The organism is Achromobacter spanius, assembly GCF_039673305.1.
Taxonomy (GTDB): Bacteria; Pseudomonadota; Gammaproteobacteria; order Burkholderiales; family Burkholderiaceae_B; genus Achromobacter; species Achromobacter spanius_F.
In genome coordinates, this window is the sequence record NZ_JBDJLJ010000066.1 from 1 (window position 1) to 17,706 (window position 17,706).

The window sequence follows — 17,706 nt, forward strand, 5'->3', positions numbered from 1 at the left end:
CCGCCAAGAGCGGCGCCTCGCGCTGGCTGGGCCCCATCGCCGGCATCGCCGCCGGCCTGGGCATCGCCGCGCTGCTCTCCAGCATGGGCCTGTCGGGCGCCTTCCTGGAGTTCCTGTCGTCCGCGCTGCTGATCGCCGCCGCCGTCTTCGCGGTCATGTTCATCATCCGCCGCCTGCGCGGCGCCGGTCCGCGTACGGCCACGCAGGGTGCATTCGGTGGGAACACCGCCCCGGGCCAGCAGCAACAGCAGCCCATGTGGCGTGAAACGCTGCAGCCGGGCGCTGCGGCTCCCGCCGCGCCGGTCGCCGCCGCGCCGGTTGCGCCTCCGGCCGTCCTGCCCAAGGTCGGCGAGGACAACAACTGGTTCGTTCCCGGCGACTTCGATACGCCGAACTTCCTGAAGCAAGCCAAGGAACAGTTCGTCCGCATTCAGGCCGTCTGGGACAGCGGCAGCACCGACGGTCTGCGCGAATTCCTGACCGATGACCTGATCACCGAGCTCAAGCCCCAACTGGCCGAGCGCGGCGCGGCGCCCAACAAGACCGAAGTCGTTCTGCTGAACGCCGAAATGCTGGGCATCGAAACGGTGTCCGACGGCCACCTGGCCAGCGTGCGCTTCTCGGGCATGCTGCGCGAAGCCCCCGGCGCCGAGGCTTTCCGCTTCGAAGAAGTCTGGAACCTGTTCAAGCCTGCCAACGGCGGCTGGTTGCTGGCCGGCATCCAGCAGATCCCGGTGGAGCACGCCAGCTAAGCCTGGCGGACCGGCTCGACCGATCTGTGCCGCGGGCGCCGCAAGGCGTCCGCCCGAACCGGCCCCTCAAGGGCCGGTTTTTCCATGCGCCGTCGCAAAACGCGCACCCATCTAACCCGTTACACTCCCGATTTACCCATCAACTCCGGCAACCCCGTCCTTCGGGCCGTTGCAACCGTCATGCTGCCTCTTCCGTTCCTGCCCACTCCCAAGCGATTGGCTGTAAGCGCCCTCAACGCCCTGCTGCGGCGAGAAGACTGGGCGCGCGAACGCCTGGCGCGGCACGCCGGCAAGACGGTGCGCTTCGCGATGGGCGGATTCACGCTGGGGCTGTCGATCGACAGCGAGGGCCTGGCGGACCAGGCCGATCCGGCCGTGGTGCCCGACGTCACCCTGACCGTCGCACCGGAAAAGCTGCCGCTGCCGCGCCTGGGGGCGGGCGGCGAGGCGCCGGATTTCGCGCAGGCGACGCATATCTCCGGAGACGCGGCGCTGGCCCAGGTGGTCGCCGACCTGTCCAAGCAATTGCGCTGGGACCCCGAAGACGCCCTGGCCCGCGTGGTGGGCGACATCGCCGCGCTGCGCATCGTGGGGGGCGCCCGCGCGGTGGCGGGGGGCGCGCGCACGGCCGGCCTGCGCCTGGCCGAGAACGTCTCGGAATACCTGGCCGAAGAAAGCGGCGTCCTGGCGGGCCGCCCCGCCCTGGAGCAGTGGCGCCTGGACCTGGCCGACCTGAACGACCGCGCGGACGCCCTGGCGCGTTCGGCGACTGCTCTTCAAACCCGTCTGGCCGCCGCCAGCGCAAAGCGGGGCGCCTGATCCATGTTTCCGCTGCTGCGCCTTTTCCGCATCATCATCGTCTCGTTGCGCTACGGCCTGGATGAGCTGGTGCTCTCCAGCCTGAATCACCCGCTGGCCACCTGCCTGCTGCGCGTCATCCGCCTGGGCACTCGGCCGCGCAAGCCGCGCGGCCTGCGCCTGCGCCTGGCGCTCGAGTCGCTGGGCCCCATTTTCGTCAAGTTCGGGCAGGTGCTTTCCACCCGCCGCGACCTGATCCCCGCCGACATCGCCGACGAACTGGCCCTGTTGCAGGACCGCGTGCCGCCGTTCCCGTCGGCGCAGGCCGCCGCCTGCATCGAGGCGGCCCTGGGCGCGCCGCCGGAAAAGCTGTTCGCGCAATTCGAGGTGGACCCGGTGGCTTCGGCCTCGATCGCCCAGGTCCACTTCGCGGTGCTGCACGATGGCCGCGAGGTCGCCGTCAAGGTGCTGCGTCCCGGCATGCTGAGCATCATCGAAAAGGACCTGTCGCTCCTGAAGGTCGTGGCGCGCATCATCGAACGCCTGGGCGCCGACGGCCGCCGCCTGAAGCCGCGCGAAGTCGTGGCCGAGTTCGACAAGTACCTGCACGACGAGCTGGACCTGGTGCGCGAGGCCTCCAACTGCAGCCAGCTGCGCCGCAACTTCGGCCCCGAATCCGGCCGTGGCGACATGCTGATCGTGCCCGAGGTCATCTGGGAATACACGGCTTCCACCGTCTTCACCATGCAGCGCATGTACGGCATGCCGGTAGGCCAGGTGGACCGCATGCGCGCGGCCGGCATCGACATCCCGACGCTGGCGCGCACCGGCGTGGAGATCTTCTTCACGCAGGTATTCACCGACGGCTTCTTCCACGCCGACATGCACCCGGGCAACATCTACGTGTCGGACCGCCCCGACACGCTGGGCAGCTACATCGCGCTGGACTTCGGCATCGTGGGCTCGCTGTCCGAATTCGACAAAAACTACCTGGCGCAGAATTTCCTGGCCTTCTTCCACCGCGACTACCGCCGCGTTGCGCAGCTGCACATCGAATCGGGCTGGGTGCCGCCCGACACGCGCGAGGAAGAGCTGGAGGGCGCGGTGCGCGCCGTCTGCGAACCGTACTTTGACCGGCCGCTGTCGGAAATCTCGCTGGGGCAGGTGCTGCTCCGGCTGTTCCAGACGTCGCGCCGTTTCAACGTGGAGATCCAGCCGCAGCTCGTGCTGCTGCAGAAGACGTTGCTGAACGTCGAGGGATTGGGCCGCCAGCTCGATCCCAACCTGGATCTCTGGAAGACCGCCAAGCCCTACCTGGAACGCTGGATGCGCCAGCGCGTCGGGTTCAAGGGCCTGCGGCAAAGCCTGGAAAAAGAAGCCGCGCAGTGGTCGCAAATGCTGCCGGCCTTGCCCAGGCTGGTCCATGACCACCTGAGCCGTCCGAATGTTTCGCCGGCAATGCTGGCCGAGATGGTTCAGCTGCGCCGGGCCCAGGAGCAGAACAACCGGCTGGTTGCAGCGCTGGTTGGGGTGCTGGCACTGGCGATCGGGGTCGCGATATGGGCCCTGACACGGTAGGCGGCGCCATGATCTAGACCACCATTGTCATGTTTCATTCATGAAACGGTCATCATAGCTTCGCGGGAGACGGCGAAAAATAGCGCTGCGGTGGATGGAATGCAGCGCCCACGCCTGCGGTACGCGCGCGCCATTCATCAATTCTCATAGCCCCACTAGCGGGACGAATACAAGGGCAGAACATGCTTTATCCTGAACTCTTCAAGACCATGGAAGCCGTGCGCTGGAACATGGCGCACGACATTCCCTGGGGCGATTTCGACCGCAGCAAGCTCTCGGACGAGCAGGCCCACACGATCAAGATGAACGCCATCACCGAGTGGGCGGCGCTGCCGGCCACCGAGATGTTCCTGCGCGACAACCGCGGCGACAGCGATTTCTGCGCCTTCATGTCGGTGTGGTTCTTCGAAGAACAGAAGCATTCCCTGGTGCTGATCGAATACCTGCGCCGCTTTTGCCCGGACCTGGTCCCCACGGAAGAAGAATTGCACAACGTGCGCTTCGAATTCGACGCGGCCCCGGAACTTGAAACGCTGATGCTGCACTTCTGCGGCGAGATCCGCCTGAACCACTGGTATCGCCGCGCGGCCGAATGGCACACGGAACCCGTCATCAAGGCCATCTACAAGACGGTCGCGCAGGACGAGGCGCGTCACGCGGGTGCGTACCTGCAGTACATGCGCCGTGCGCTGCACGACCGCGGCCAGGACACCAGCGAGCAGGCCCGCCTGGCGTTCTCGAAGATCGGCGTGCTGATGGCCTCGGCCGGCCGCACCCAGCAGGCGCTGCACCCGACGAACCTGCACGTGAACAAAGACCTGTTTCCGAACGACACGGTGCAGTCGCGCCTGCCCGAGCCGGGTTGGCTGGAGCACTGGCTGGACACGCAGATCCGCTTTGACGGCGTCTGGGAGCAGAAGGTCGCCAGCCGCATCCTGCACATCCTTTCCAAGCTGATGGACCGCAGCTTCGAGACCGTGAAGGACCTGAATCGCTACCGCAAGGAAATGACCGCGCTGATCGTGCCCAAGGAAAAGCAGATCATCCTGGGCGGCGCCTGATCCCCCCTATAATCGCCGCATGTCCGCCGCCCGCTTCGAATCCAAGGTCCTGTCCCGCGACGAGTGCGTCGCCGCCGTCGCCGCCGGCCGCTTCCCGCGGCCGCTGGTGTTCACCAACGGCGTGTTCGACATCCTGCACCGCGGACACGCCACCTACCTGGACCAGGCCGCCCAGCTGGGCGCCACCCTGGTGGTGGCGGTGAACACCGATGAGTCGGTGCGCCGCCTGGGCAAGGGCGACGAGCGCCCGCTGAACCGCATGGAAGACCGCGCCGCGCTGCTGGCGGCGCTGGGCTTCGTGACCGTGGTCACGTCCTTTCACGAAGACACGCCCGAGGCCCTGATCGGCCAGCTCAAGCCCGAGCTGATCGTCAAGGGCGGCGACTACGACATGGAAAAGCTTCCCGAGACCGCGCTGGTCAAGACCTGGGGAGGCCGCGCGGTGGCGATTCCCTTCGAATTCGAGCGATCGACGACGGCGCTGGTCAAGAAGATCCAGGGCGGCTGAATGCGATACGGCGACGTCCGGCGCCATTCGGTGGGTGTCTGACACCTGTGCGGCACTCCTGCCAGACTCCCCGAGGTATGTGCCAGGAACTACGCCAGAATGCAAAAAAGGCGGCCCGCGAGGCCGCCTTTTCTTTGGGCTGCTGATGAGCCAGGATCGCGTTCAGCGCGGCTCGCGCAGCAGCCGGTTGATCGCTTCCAGGTCGGCTTCGGCCAGGATGCCGCTGGTGGCTTTCAGGCGCAGGCCCGCCAGCACCGTGCTGTAGCGCGCCAGCGCCAGGTCGCGCTGGGTGGCGTAAAGCTGCTGCTGGGCGTTGAGCACGTCCAGGTTGATGCGCACGCCGACCTCATAGCCCGTGCGGTTGGCCTCCACGGCGGCGCGGCTGGATTTTTCGCCGGCTTCCAGCGCCTGGATACGCGCCAGGCCGCTGGTGACGCCGGTGTAGTACTGGCGCGAGGCCTGGACGGCCTGGCGTCGCGCCGTCTCGAAGTCGTAACGCGCCTTCTGTTCAAGCTGGACCTTTTCCGTGACCTGCGATGACACGCCACCGCCCGCGTACAGGGGGATCGACAGCACCACGCCGATCGTGTTGTCGATCGGCTTGCCCGGAGCCGCGTTGCGCATGACGGCGTCGCTGGCGCTGCCGCTGGTCGCGCGCAGGTTCAGGGTGGGGTAGTGGCCGCTCTTGGCGATCTGGATTTCGCGGCCGGCGATGCGGGTCATCAGTTGCGCGCGCAGCACTTCCAGGCTGGAGGATTCGGCCTGGTTGCTCCAGTCGGCCACCCGGGCGGGCTGGGGTGCGGGGAGCTGCACGCCGTAGGGCAGCTCGGCCAGGGCGCCGGGCGGCGTGCCGATGATCTTGGCGAGTTCGTCGCGGCGCACCTCCAGGTCGTTCTGCAGCCGCAGTTCCTGGGCGACGACGAGGTCATAGCGCGACTGCGCCTCGTAGGTGTCGGTGATGGTTGAGTTGCCAAGTTCGAAGTTGCGCTTGGCCGATTCGAGCTGCCCGGCCACGGCGGCCTTTTCGGCCTCGGTGGCGGTGAGTGTGTCCTGCGCGTACAGCACGTTGAAATAGGCGTCCGCCACGCGCAGCAGCAGGTCCTGGAACGCCTGCTGCAACTGCACTTCGACGTCGGCGACGATGAGCTTGGACTGTTCGAAGTTCTGCCAGCGGCCCCAGTCGAACAGCGGCTGGGTCAGCGCCAGGTCCCAGACGCCGCGTCCGCCGCTGTACGCGTAGGACAGGCCGCGGGTGCTGCGGGTTTCCTGGTAGGCGCCGCCGGCCTCGGCCGAAATCAGCGGCAGCAGCAGCGCGCGGGCCTGGGGTTCTTTTTCCAGGCCCGCGCGGTAGTTGGCGCGCGCGGCCGCATAGGTGGGGTCATTGCCCAGCGCGGCCTGCCAGACCTGGACGAGATTCTGCGCCGAGGCGGGCAGCGGGCCGACGCTTGCGGCGCAGGTGAAAACCAGTAAAGCCGTAAGCAATCGGACGCGCATGATCTTTCAACGATACGCCGGGCCGCCGGACATGACACCGGCCCCAAGGGGGCCGGGCGCGGGGCGGCAGGGTTGCGGGTTTAGAACTTGAACTGCGAGACCGCGACGCCGCGCAACGGCTTGATGACCGTTTCGAAGAGGTTCACGGTTTCGAAGCTGGCGGCGGTGGTGCGGGTGATGCGACAGGCCGTCATGACGGGCGCCTGGCCCACGATCACGACCAGGCGGCCGCCTACGCGCAGCTGGTACTTGAGCGCGTCGGGCACGACAGGCACGGAACCCGTGACGAGGATGGCGTCGTATTCGGTGGAGCCCCAGCCGTTGCGGGCGTCGCCGGTTTCAACCTTGACGTTGGTGACGTTGTTCATCTGCAGGTTCTGCTGCGCGAAGGTCACGAGGCGGCTGTCGATTTCCACCGAGGTGACCTGTTGCGCCAGGTAGCCCAGCAGGGCGGCCTGGTAGCCGGAACCCGTGCCGATTTCCAGCACGCAGTCGGATTTGGTCAGGAGCAGTTCCTGCGCCAGGCGTGCTTCCACCTTGGGAGCCAGCATGGTCTGACGCGTATTGACCGCATTGATCTCGAGCGGCAGTTCCAGGTCGGAAAACGCCAGGGCGCGCAGGGCCGGCGGAACGAATTGTTCGCGGCGCACATCGAACAGCGCTTGCAGCACGTTGGCGTCCAGGACGTCCCACGGGCGGATCTGCTGTTCCACCATATTGAAGCGGGCTTGTTCTACGTCGGGCAGGGTCGAAGCGTTCATGACGGTCAGAAAAAACAGAGGAATCAACAGGCCATTGTACCGATTCGTAGCGTCCTGTGACGGCCCGCCGGGCAGGCAGATGTTTCAGGCGCGGCGCGCGGGGGAGCCGAAATGCAGGCGGCGCCCCGTGGGGCGCCGCTTGGAGCCAGGCCGCAAGCGTAGCGGGGGCCTTACCACCAGCCGTGGAAGTGGTGGACCGGTCCGTGGCCGGAACCCACCGACAGGCGCTCGGCGTGGCGGATGGCCTCGGTGAGGTAGGCCTTGGCCCGCTTGGCGGATTCCGGTACGTCCCCGATTTGAGGCAGCAGCGCGGCCAGCGCGGCCGACAGCGTGCAGCCGGTGCCGTGCGTGTTGGCCGTGTCGATGCGGTGGCCGGGCAGCTCGATCATGCGGTCGCCGTCGTGCAGCAGGTCGATGGTTTCGCTGCCGGGCAGGTGTCCGCCCTTGACCAGCACCCAGCGCTCGCCGGAATGCGCCAGCTTGTTGCGCAGGCGTTCGGCCACGCGCCGCATTTCCTTGACGGTTTCGACGGGCCGCTCTTCCAGCAGCACGCCGGCTTCGGGCAGGTTGGGCGTCAGCAGGGTGGTCTGGGGCAGCATGGCTTCGCGCATGGCGCCCACGGCGTCGTTTTCCAGCAGCAGGTCGCCGCTTTTCGCGACCATGACGGGATCCAGCACCACATGGACCGGCGTCCATTTGGCCAGTTTTTCCGCCACGACCTCGATGACCGGCCGCTGGCCGAGCATGCCGATCTTGACGGCGTCGATGCGCACGTCGGTGAACAGCGTATCGATCTGCAGGCCGACGAAGGCGGGCGGCACCGGGGAGATGCCGGTCACGCCCTGGGTGTTCTGCGCGGTCAGCGCGGCGATCACCGCGCAGCCATAGGCGCCCAGCGCGCTCATCGCCTTGACGTCGGCCAGGATGCCGGCGCCGCCGGACGGATCGACGCCCGCGATGGTCAGCGCGTTGGGAATGGGACGGCCGCCGGCGGCCTGCTGGCGCGAGCTCATTTGGCCGGACCGCCGGTGATCAGCCCTTCGGTGGGCGAGCTGGGCGCGCCGCTGTAGAGCTTCTTGGGCATGCGGCCGGCCAGGAAGGCCTCGCGGCCGCCTTCGACGCCCTTTTTCATGGCGCTGGCCATGAGGACGGGGTCGCGCGCGGCGGCGATGGCGGTGTTCATCAGCACGGCGTCGCAGCCCAGTTCCATGGCGATGGCGGCGTCCGATGCGGTGCCCACGCCGGCGTCGACCACGACCGGCACGCGGGCCTGGTCGATGATGAGGCGCAGGTTCCAGGGGTTCAGGATGCCCATGCCCGAGCCGATCAGCGAGGCCAGCGGCATGACGGCCACGGCGCCCATGTCTTCCAGCATGCGGCACTGGATGGGATCGTCGGTGCAATAGACCATGACCTTGAAGCCCTCGTCGACCAGGGTCTTGGTGGCCTTGAGGGTTTCGGGCATGTTGGGGAACAGGGTGTGGGGATCGCCCAGCACTTCCAGCTTCACGAGGTCATGGCCGTCCAGCAGCTCGCGCGCCAGGCGCAGGGTGCGCACAGCGTCGTCGGCGGTGTAGCAGCCGGCCGTGTTGGGCAGCAAGGTGAACTTGGACGTCGGGACGTAGTCCAGCAGGTTGGGTTCGCCGGCGTTCTGGCCGATATTGGTGCGGCGGATCGCGACGGTGACGATTTCCGTGCCGCTGGCGTCCAGCGCCGCGCGGGTCTGTTCGAAGTCCTTGTACTTGCCGGTGCCGACGAGCAGGCGCGACGAATAGGCGCGGCCGGCGATGGTGAGGGTGTCTTGTGTGGTCATGGCGGTGCTTCAAAGGGCGGGCGCGCACGATGCGAGGCCCGCGGGGGACTGGCTGTTGTTGCACGAATGATAAAGCAGGACGCGGCGGGGCAGGGGCGGGCCGCCTGCCCGCGCGTTCCACTATTTGCGCCGGGCGCGCGCAGCGGGCGCCTCAGCGCGCGCGGTCCAGGTCCGCGCAGATGGCCTCGGCCGCGTCGATCAGCCGCGGTCCGGGACGGTATAGCGCGTCGGCGTCGACGCCGTAGACGTGGCCCTGGCGCGCCGCCGGCAGGCCCATCGCCTGCCACGCGGCCAGGTTCTTCGGGGTGTCTTCGGGCCGCGCCACGCCGGCCAGCACGACCTCGGGACGGGCGGCCAGCACGCCTTCCAGGGTGACCTGGGGCGCCACGATGGCGGCCTGTCCAAAAACGTTCACGCCGCCGCACAGGCGCAGCGCGTCGCTGACGATGCTGGCGTCGTTCAACGTGTAGATGGGGTCCAGGCCGGCCTGCACGAAGACGCGCACCGGCCGCCGGCTGGCATAGCGGGCCTGCAGGGCCGCCAGGCGGGCGCGCATGTCCTGCGCGGCCGCGCGCGCCACGGGTTCGGTGCCGAACAGGACGCCCATGCGCTCCACCGCGCCGGGAATGGCCGCCAGCGTCAGGGGATCGCTGTAGAACACGGGCACGCCCAGCTTGTCCATGACGCGCACCAGCGGTTCGGCGGCGGACGGCTGCCAGGCGATCAGCAGGTCGGGGCGGGCGGCCGCCACGCGCTCGGCGTCCGGCTGCGTGCCGTCGCCGATGACGGGCAGCGCGCGCGCCGCGGGCGGGTAGTCGCTGCCGCGCACGGTGCCGACGAGGTGGCTGCCCGCGCCGGCGGCGTAGACGAGTTCGGTCGCGTGCGGCGCCAGCGTGACGGCGCGGCGCGCGGGCGCGGCCAGGATGACGCTGCGTTCCCGATCATCCCGGACGTGGATGGCGGGGTCCGCGCTTGCGGGGCCCGCCCGTGCGGGGTCCGCCCGAGCGGCATCCGGCCCCGCCGGCGCCCCGTGGGCGAGCGCCGGGCCCAACGCCAGCATCAGCGTCAGTCCGGCGGTCTTCAGGGCGCGGTGGGGAGTCATGCGGAGTCTCGATAAGGTCGGCGGGCCACGCCGACTATATCGGAAGGCGGCAATCAGTAGCGCAGCGTGAGCGACGCGTAGAAGTTGCGGCCGGGGGCGGGGTACAGGCTGTAGTTGGCGACCGGGCCCAGCATTTCGAACGACGCATTGCCGCCGCGGATGCCGTAGGTGGCGTACTGGCGGTCGAAAATGTTGTTCACGCCCACCGCGCCTTCGATGTTGCGGGTGAACTTGTAGGCCAGCTTGGTGTTGAACAGCACGTAGGCGTCCAGCTGCTTGTCGAACTGGTTGGCCTGGTCGTTGTCCATGCGCGACTTGCCCACATACTGCGCCGACACGTTCCACAGGAAGGCGTCGGTGGGGCGCCAGGTCACGCCGGCGTTGGCCAGCCACTTCGGCGCCAGCGGCACGGTCTTGCCCGCCAGGTCCACGCCCGCGTAGGTGCCGGAACGGAATTGCGCTTCCATCCAGGTCAGGTTGGCGTCCAGGGTCAGGCTGCTGGAAATGGCGGTGTGGCCTTCCAGCTCGATGCCCTGGCGGCGGGTCGGATCCAGGTTGGTGTTGGCGCCGGTGCCCGGACCCCACAGGCCGTCGGCCAGCGGGTTGTACTGGATTTCGTTGGTCAGGTCATAGTGGAAGTACGACAGGCGCGCGCTGCTGGTGGCCGACTGCCAGGTGACGCCCACTTCCTTGTCGGTGGACGTCTGGGGCGCCAGCGGCGACTGGACCGACAGCAGTTCGTCGGCGTTGGGCAGGCGGAAGCTGCGGCCGACCTTGCCGTACACGCCGAAGCCGCCGGACAGGTCCTGGCGCACGCCGAACTGCCAGGCGGTCAGGTGGTTGCTGCGGTCGGATGGCGTACCCGAGCCCGTGATCACGTCCAGGTCGTCGGACGCGTACTGGCGGCGCACGCCCATCGTCACGTAGGTGCTGTCGGTGGCGCGGATCTGGCCTTCGGCGAACAGGCCGTACTGGTGCTGGCGCGACTGCCACTTGGACGGCTCGAAGTCGTAGTAGGCGTTCTGGTTGGCCGTGGTCTTGGCTTCCTGCGCGTCGGCGCCGAAGACGACGCTGTGGCCGCCGTTGATCGGCAGGCGGTAGCGCACGCTGGCGATATTCTCTTCCAGCTTCTGGTCGCGCAGCGTGTCGCCGAAACCGTCGTAGGTCAGGCCGCTGAGCTTCTTTTCGCGGGTCGACAGGTCCGAGTACAGGACGCCGGCGCCGATGGCCTGCTCGAGCTGCAGCCCGAACGTGGTGGTCGTGGTCTTGACGTAGTCGACGTCGTTCTTCGAGCCGCGCGGGTCGTCCTGGAATTCGTTCACGCCCGTGAACGGGTTGATCGTGCGCGGGCCGGGCAGCTCCAGCTTCTGCGTGGTGGTGCGGCCGTACAGGCGGATCGAGCCGTCGTCGTGGCGGAACGTGATGCCGCCGCCGCCGCCTTCGCGGCGCTCGCCGCTGTTGTCGCGGTAGCCGTCGCTGTGCAGCGACTGCATGTAGGCGTCGACGCCCACCTTCTCGTTGTTCATGGCGACGGCGGCGTCGTACTGGCGCAGGCCGTAGCTGCCGAAGGTGGCGGTGGCGCGGGCGGTCACCGGTTCCTTCGAGAAATCCGACTTCGTGATGATGTTGATGACGCCGCCGGTGGTGCCGCCGCCGTATTGCACGGAACCGCTGCCGCGCACGATCTCGATGCGCTCGACCTGGTCCAGCGGCACCACGCCCAGGCTGGGCGCCGACAGGTCGTTGGTGTTCTGCTTGACGCCGTCGATCAGGATCAGCGTATTGCTGGCGCCGGTGATGCCGAAGCCGCGCAGGTCGACGATGGCGTTGTCGCTGGAGCTGGTGGTGTTGATCAGGTTGATGCCGGCCTGCGTCGACAGCAGGTCCTGCATGGTGCGGGCGCTGCTGGCCGCGATGTCCTGGGCGGTGATGACCGAGATCGACACCGGCAGCGTGCGGCCGTCGGTGGGCACGCGCTGGGCGGTGACGGTGATGCTGTCCAGTTCGGAAGGGGCGGGAGCGGTCTGCTGGGCGGCGGCGATGGCCGGGGCGGAACAGAGCAGGGCGCCGGCATAGCGCCGGATGGAGCGGGCTTTCATCTACATACCTCGAAGCGGCCCGCGACCCCGCAGGCCATTCACGATGGGGGAGGATGTCCAGGCGCCGGGCCGTGCGGCCGGGCGGGGTTCAAGGGGCATCCTGACGAGCGAACTGGCCGGTATCGGGCTGCCATGGGCGCAATGCGCGCATGGGGACCGTTGCGGGGGCAGCACAGGCTGGACGCCGGGCTGTCGCGCGGGCCTTGTGGGCGGCGCGGCGGTCCTGGCGGGCGTCTTCCTGTTTCCCGTTTACCTTTCGCGCGCGGCGGGCAAGTGTTGCGTTCTTGCCCGGCAATATGCGCCGAAAGCACCGGTTCGGGGCCGAAACTGTATCACCGCGAGGCGCGCGAAGGCCCATTTTGTTACGATCAGGGCTTGTTTTTTCGGCATTTTTCGCTTTTTAGCCACATCCGCGCCGCCGTGGCCAACCCATTTGGACCTGATCGTGTCGTATCCCCGTCTGCCGTACCCTCCCGAAGCCTATACCCAGGGCGGCGAATTCGCGCGCCTCTTGGGCAAGCGCATCCTGATCCTGGACGGCGCCATGGGCACCATGATCCAGCGCTACAAGCTGGGCGAGGCGGACTTCCGCGGCGAGCGCTTCGCCGATCACGGCAAGGACGTGAAGGGCAACAACGAGCTGCTGTCGCTGGTGCGGCCGGACGTGATCTCCGAGATCCACCGCCAATACCTGGAGGCGGGCGCCGACGTCATCGAGACCAACACCTTCGGCGCCACCACCATCGCCCAGGGCGACTACGACCTGCCGGAACTGGCCTACGAACTGAACCTGGTGTCGGCCAAGCTGGCGCGCGAGGCCTGTGACGCCTACAGCACGCCCGACAAGCCGCGCTTCGTGGCCGGCGCGCTGGGCCCGCAGCCCAAGACCGCCTCCATCTCGCCGGACGTGAACGATCCGGGCGCGCGCAACGTCACCTTCGACGAACTGCGCGTCGCGTATATAGAGCAGCTCAACGGCCTGCTGGACGGCGGCATCGACATCGTCCTGATCGAAACCATCTTCGACACGCTGAACGCCAAGGCCGCCATCTTCGCCACCGAGGAAGTCTTCGAGCAGCGCGGCATCCGCCTGCCGGTGATGATCTCGGGCACCGTGACCGACGCCTCCGGCCGCATTCTTTCCGGCCAGACGGTCGAGGCCTTCTGGAACTCGGTGCGCCACGCGCGCCCGGTCACCATCGGCCTGAATTGCGCGCTGGGCGCCGCGCTGATGCGCCCGTACGTGGCCGAGCTGTCCAAGATCTGCGACACCTACGTCTGCGTGTATCCCAACGCCGGACTGCCCAACCCGATGGCCGAGACGGGCTTTGACGAGACGCCGGCCGATACGTCCGCGCTGCTCGAGGAATTCGCCCGCGCCGGCCTGGTGAACATGTCGGGCGGCTGCTGCGGCACCACGCCCGACCACATCCGCGCGATCGCCGACAAAGTCACGGCGCTGACGCCGCGCGTCGTGCCCGACATCCCGGTCAAGACCCGCCTGTCGGGCCTGGAAGCGCTGAACATCGACGAGGACACCCTGTACGTCAACGTGGGCGAACGCACCAACGTGACGGGCAGCAAGATGTTCGCGCGCCTGATCCGCGAAGAGAAATACGACGAGGCGCTGGCGGTGGCCCGCCAGCAGGTCGAGAACGGCGCGCAGATCATCGACATCAACATGGACGAGGCCATGCTGGATTCGGTGGCCTGCATGCACCGCTTCCTGAACCTGATCGCGTCCGAGCCCGACATCGCCCGCGTGCCGGTCATGATCGACAGCTCCAAGTGGGAAGTCATCGAGACCGGCCTGAAGTGCGTGCAGGGCAAGGCGGTGGTGAACTCCATCTCCATGAAGGAAGGGCTGGAGCCCTTCCGCCACCACGCGCGCCTGTGCCGCCGCTACGGCGCGGCCGTGGTGGTGATGGCGTTCGATGAACAGGGCCAGGCCGACACGCTGGAGCGCCGCAAGGAAATCTGCGGCCGCGCCTACAAGATCCTGGTCGAAGAAGAAGGCTTCCCGCCGGAAGACATTATTTTCGACCCGAACGTCTTCGCGGTCGCCACCGGCATCGACGAGCACAACCACTACGCGGTGGACTTCATCGAAGGCACGCGCTGGATCCGCCAGAACCTGCCCCACGCCCGCATTTCGGGCGGCGTGTCCAACGTCAGCTTCTCGTTCCGCGGCAACGAGCCGATGCGCGAGGCCATCCACACCGTGTTCCTGTATTACGCCGTGAAGGAAGGCATGACGATGGGCATCGTCAACGCCGGCCAGCTGGGCGTGTACGCCGATCTGGATCCCAAGCTGCGCGACCTGGTGGAAGACGTGGTGCTGGACCGCGCCGAGCCCGTCGGCAAGACCGAAGCCGACGACGAGCGCACGCCCACCGAGCGCCTGGTGCAGTTCGCCGACAGCGTGAAGGGGTCGGGCGCAAAGAAGGAAGAAGACCTGGTCTGGCGCAATGCCGAGGTCGAGCAGCGCCTGTCGCACGCGCTGGTGCACGGCATCACCGCTTTCATCGTGGAAGACACGGAAGAGGTCCGCCAGAAGATCGCCGCGCGCGGCGGCCGCCCGATCGAAGTGATCGAAGGCCCGCTGATGGACGGCATGAACGTCGTGGGCGACCTCTTCGGCGAAGGCAAGATGTTCCTGCCGCAGGTGGTGAAATCCGCGCGCGTGATGAAGCAGGCGGTGGCGCACCTGATTCCGTTCATCGAGGAAGAAAAGCGCCAGATCGCGGCCGCGGGCGGCGACGTGCGCGCCAAGGGCAAGATAGTCATCGCCACCGTCAAGGGCGACGTGCACGACATCGGCAAGAACATCGTGTCGGTGGTCCTGCAGTGCAATAACTTCGAAGTCGTGAACATGGGCGTGATGGTGCCCTGCGCGCAGATCCTGGAAAAGGCCAAGGAAGAAAACGCCGACATCGTCGGCCTGTCCGGCCTGATCACGCCCAGCCTCGAAGAGATGGCCTACGTGGCGTCCGAAATGCAGCGCGACGAGTATTTCCGCAGCCGCAAGGTGCCGCTGATGATCGGCGGCGCCACCACCAGCCGCGTGCACACCGCCGTGAAGATCGCGCCCAACTACGAGGGGCCGGTCATTTATGTGCCGGACGCCAGCCGTTCAGTGGGCGTGGCCACCAGCCTGATGTCGGACCAGTCGGAAGCCTACCTGGCGGAACTGGCCGAGGAATACGAGGACGTGCGCCGCCGCCACGCCAACCGCAAGGCGACGCCCATCCTGCCGCTGGCCGAGGCCCGCGCCTCGCGCCCGGCGATCGACTGGGACAGCTACACCCCGCCTCGCCCCAAGTTCATCGGCCGCCGCACGTTCAAGAGCTACGACCTGGCCGAGATCGCGAAGTACGTGGACTGGGGCCCGTTCTTCCAGACGTGGAGCCTGTTCGGCCCGTTCCCCGCCATCCTGGAAGACAAGGTGGTGGGCGAGCAGGCACGCAAGGTCTTTGCCGACGGCCAGGCGATGATGAAGCGCATCGTCGAGGGCCGCTGGCTCACCGCCAACGGCGTGGTCGGTTTCTACCCGGCCAACAGCGTCAACGACGAAGACATCGAGGTCTACAAGGACGAGACCCGCAGCGAAGTGCTGTTCACGTACCGCAACCTGCGCCAGCAGGGGGCCAAGCGCGAAGGCGTCAGCAACAAGTCGCTGTCCGACTTCATCGCGCCCAAGTCCAGCGGCAAGCTCGACTACATCGGCATGTTCGCGGTCACGGCCGGCCTGGGCATCGAAAAGAAGGAAGCCGAATTCGAAAAGGCGCTGGACGACTACTCCAGCATCATGCTCAAGTCGCTGGCGGACCGCCTGGCGGAAGCCTTCGCGGAATGCCTGCATGCGCGCGTGCGCCAGGACCTGTGGGGCTACGCGGCGGACGAGGCCCTGTCCAACGAGGACATGATCGCCGAGAAGTACGTGGGCATCCGCCCGGCGCCGGGCTATCCGGCCTGCCCGGAGCACGTGGTGAAAACGGACATGTTCCGCGTGCTGGACGGCGAGGACATCGGCATGATGCTGACCGACAGCTATGCGATGTATCCCGCGTCCAGCGTGTCGGGCTTCTACTTCAGCCACCCGCAGTCGCAGTACTTCAACGTGGGCATCATCGGCCAGGACCAGCTCGAAGACTACGCCCGCCGCAGCGGCCGCAGCCTCGAGGACCTGAAGCGCACGCTGGCGCCGAACCTGGGCTAGCGGTCCGGCGCGGGGGGCGCCGCGATGCGCCCCAGTATCTTCTCGACGGCCACGCCGATCGCGAGCACCTTGCGGTCCTCGCCCGGCAGGCCGTCGATCTCCAATCCCACCGGCAGGCCCTGCGCCGACAGCCCTGCCGGCACGCTCAGGCCGGGCAGGCCCGCGTTGCTGCCGGGGTCCACGTTGCGCGCCAGGCGGGCGAAGGTTTCGAAACTGCTGGCGTCGGGCGTGGCAGGCGGCGGCGGGACCGGCACGGTCGGGAACAGCAGGCCGTCCAGTTCATGTTCCTGGAATGCGCGGCGGTAGACGTCGATGAGTTCGCGGCGGCCGCCCGCGATGGCGCGTTCGTACAGCGGCGCCAAAGCCAGAAGCTGGCCGTCGGGCGTGGGCAGCACGCCCGGCACGATCAGGTTGTCGAAGATGCCCTTCACGTCGGGGCTGGAGATCTGCGCGACCACCTCGTCAAAGCTCACGCCTGCGTGATAGCGCGCCAGATAGGCCGTGAGATCGGGCTTCTGTTCGTACAGACATAGCGGCATGCCCACGGCCGCGTTGGCGGCGGGCAGGTCGGGCATGTCCAGGTCCACCAGCTGCACGCCGGCCGCGCGCAGCTGATCCAGCGCGGCGGTTGCCACGGCCTTTACCTCGGGGTCCAGATCGGCCCAGAAATAACCGGCCAGGCCCAGGCGGATGCCCGCGGCCGGCAGGGGTTCCAGCGCCTGTGTCTGGCCCGTGAGCACGGCGTCCAGCAGCACGATATCCGCCATGCTGTTGGCGATGGGGCCGGGCGTGTCGCGGGTGTGCGAGATCGGCGTGATGCCCGCGCCGTCGTACCGGCCCACGGTCGGGCGAAAGCCGGCCGCCCCGTTGACCGAGGCGGGCAGGCGCACCGACGCGCCGGTGTCGGTGCCCAGGGCCGCGGGCGCCAGGCGCGCGCCCACGGCCGCCCCGCTGCCCGACGAAGAGCCGCCGGCGATCAGGCTGGCGTCGTAGGCGTTGCGCGTGCCCTCGCCGTGCGGGCCGGGAAAGGCCGTGTTGTAGCCGGACACGCCGAACGCCAGTTCATGCATGTTGGTCTTGCCGAGTATGACGGCGCCGGCCTCGCGCAGCCGTTGCACGACGGGCGCGTCCAGGGCGGGTCGGAAGTTCCGCAGCGCGGGCGTGCCGGCCGTGTTGGGCAGGCCGGCGACGTGGATGTTGTCCTTGATCGCGATGGGCACGCCGTGCAGCGGCCCGGTGCCGGGCGCCGCATCGCAGGCGCGCGCCTGCGCCAGCGCGCCCTCGCGGTCGACGGTGATGAAGGCATTGAGATCCTGGCGGGCGTCGATGCGGTCCAGGCACGCCTGGGTCAGCGCCAGGCTGGTGAGCCGGTCCTCGCGGATCAGGGCCGCCGCGTCGGCGACGGTCAGGTCCGCCAGGGCGGACGGCAAGGGCTGGACGGTCGTGCTGGGCATGGGGCTTTCCTTGGCTGTCGGTCGATCCGTATCTATACATGGCCGCCGCCCGGCCTGTCGAGGGCGG

13 protein-coding genes are annotated in these 17,706 nt (G+C 68.0%); 6 read left to right on the forward strand and 7 right to left on the reverse strand.

The genetic code is table 11. The features are described 5' to 3' along the window. The 5 genes from ABE485_RS27705 to ABE485_RS27725 all read left to right on the forward strand — a co-directional run. Positions 1-752, forward strand: a 752-nt coding sequence (locus tag ABE485_RS27705) for a Tim44 domain-containing protein (RefSeq protein ID WP_346518465.1), incomplete at its 5' end; no start/stop codon positions are given. A gap of 180 nt (positions 753-932) precedes the next feature. Further along, positions 933-1,571 (forward strand): ubiquinone biosynthesis accessory factor UbiJ, encoded by a 639-nt coding sequence (locus tag ABE485_RS27710; protein WP_346518466.1) that lies wholly within the window; start codon positions 933-935, stop codon positions 1,569-1,571. A gap of 3 nt (positions 1,572-1,574) precedes the next feature. Continuing rightward, positions 1,575-3,128 (forward strand): ubiquinone biosynthesis regulatory protein kinase UbiB, encoded by a 1,554-nt coding sequence (gene ubiB / locus ABE485_RS27715; RefSeq protein WP_346518467.1) that lies wholly within the window; start codon positions 1,575-1,577, stop codon positions 3,126-3,128. A 182-nt stretch (positions 3,129-3,310) separates the two neighbouring features. Then, complete coding sequence (locus tag ABE485_RS27720) at positions 3,311-4,189, forward strand: ferritin-like domain-containing protein (RefSeq protein WP_346518468.1); 879 nt, start codon at positions 3,311-3,313, stop codon at positions 4,187-4,189. A gap of 19 nt (positions 4,190-4,208) precedes the next feature. Further along, a complete protein-coding gene (locus ABE485_RS27725) occupies positions 4,209-4,697 on the forward strand; it encodes an adenylyltransferase/cytidyltransferase family protein (RefSeq protein ID WP_346518469.1) in 489 nt (162 codons plus the stop codon). Between the two features lie 162 nt (positions 4,698-4,859). On the opposite strand, the gene ABE485_RS27730 is transcribed toward ABE485_RS27725, so the two are convergent. From ABE485_RS27730 to ABE485_RS27755, 6 genes are all read right to left on the reverse strand, one after another. After that, a complete protein-coding gene (locus ABE485_RS27730) occupies positions 4,860-6,191 on the reverse strand; it encodes a TolC family outer membrane protein (RefSeq protein WP_346518470.1) in 1,332 nt (443 codons plus the stop codon). An 80-nt stretch (positions 6,192-6,271) separates the two neighbouring features. Continuing rightward, complete coding sequence (locus ABE485_RS27735; protein ID WP_346518471.1) at positions 6,272-6,952, reverse strand: protein-L-isoaspartate O-methyltransferase family protein; 681 nt, start codon at positions 6,950-6,952, stop codon at positions 6,272-6,274. Between the two features lie 170 nt (positions 6,953-7,122). After that, the gene (thiD, locus tag ABE485_RS27740; RefSeq protein WP_346518472.1) at positions 7,123-7,965 is read right to left on the reverse strand and encodes a bifunctional hydroxymethylpyrimidine kinase/phosphomethylpyrimidine kinase; all 843 of its coding nucleotides are present in this window, start codon (positions 7,963-7,965) and stop codon (positions 7,123-7,125) included. Then, on the reverse strand, positions 7,962-8,765 hold the full coding sequence (locus ABE485_RS27745; protein WP_346518473.1) for a thiazole synthase: 804 nt from the start codon (positions 8,763-8,765) through the stop codon (positions 7,962-7,964). The genes thiD and ABE485_RS27745 overlap by 4 nt, the downstream gene beginning before the upstream one ends. A gap of 151 nt (positions 8,766-8,916) precedes the next feature. Then, entirely contained in the window at positions 8,917-9,867 is a 951-nt protein-coding gene (locus tag ABE485_RS27750) for a cobalamin-binding protein (RefSeq protein ID WP_346518474.1), read from the reverse strand. A 53-nt stretch (positions 9,868-9,920) separates the two neighbouring features. Continuing rightward, positions 9,921-11,966 carry a TonB-dependent receptor gene (locus tag ABE485_RS27755; protein ID WP_346518475.1) on the reverse strand — a complete coding sequence of 682 codons (2,046 nt, stop codon included), beginning with the start codon at positions 11,964-11,966 and terminating at the stop codon, positions 9,921-9,923. A 445-nt stretch (positions 11,967-12,411) separates the two neighbouring features. On the opposite strand from ABE485_RS27755, the gene metH reads away from it, so the two are divergent. Next, positions 12,412-16,185, forward strand: a complete 3,774-nt coding sequence (gene metH / locus ABE485_RS27760; protein WP_346518476.1) for a methionine synthase — start codon at positions 12,412-12,414, stop codon at positions 16,183-16,185. On the opposite strand, the gene iaaH is transcribed toward metH, so the two are convergent. Then, complete coding sequence (gene iaaH / locus ABE485_RS27765) at positions 16,182-17,639, reverse strand: indoleacetamide hydrolase (RefSeq protein ID WP_346518477.1); 1,458 nt, start codon at positions 17,637-17,639, stop codon at positions 16,182-16,184. The genes metH and iaaH overlap by 4 nt on opposite strands. Positions 17,640-17,706: the final 67 nt, after the last annotated feature.

Coding starts and splice junctions, on each gene's coding strand:
- ABE485_RS27750 (WP_346518474.1), bottom strand. CDS start 9,867: ATGACTCCCCACCGCGCCCTGAAGACCGCCGGACTGACGCTGATGCTG.
- ubiB (WP_346518467.1), top strand. CDS start 1,575: ATGTTTCCGCTGCTGCGCCTTTTCCGCATCATCATCGTCTCGTTGCGC.
- thiD (WP_346518472.1), bottom strand. CDS start 7,965: ATGAGCTCGCGCCAGCAGGCCGCCGGCGGCCGTCCCATTCCCAACGCG.
- ABE485_RS27755 (WP_346518475.1), bottom strand. CDS start 11,966: ATGAAAGCCCGCTCCATCCGGCGCTATGCCGGCGCCCTGCTCTGTTCC.
- ABE485_RS27710 (WP_346518466.1), top strand. CDS start 933: ATGCTGCCTCTTCCGTTCCTGCCCACTCCCAAGCGATTGGCTGTAAGC.
- iaaH (WP_346518477.1), bottom strand. CDS start 17,639: ATGCCCAGCACGACCGTCCAGCCCTTGCCGTCCGCCCTGGCGGACCTG.
- ABE485_RS27725 (WP_346518469.1), top strand. CDS start 4,209: ATGTCCGCCGCCCGCTTCGAATCCAAGGTCCTGTCCCGCGACGAGTGC.
- ABE485_RS27720 (WP_346518468.1), top strand. CDS start 3,311: ATGCTTTATCCTGAACTCTTCAAGACCATGGAAGCCGTGCGCTGGAAC.
- ABE485_RS27735 (WP_346518471.1), bottom strand. CDS start 6,952: ATGAACGCTTCGACCCTGCCCGACGTAGAACAAGCCCGCTTCAATATG.
- ABE485_RS27730 (WP_346518470.1), bottom strand. CDS start 6,191: ATGCGCGTCCGATTGCTTACGGCTTTACTGGTTTTCACCTGCGCCGCA.
- ABE485_RS27745 (WP_346518473.1), bottom strand. CDS start 8,765: ATGACCACACAAGACACCCTCACCATCGCCGGCCGCGCCTATTCGTCG.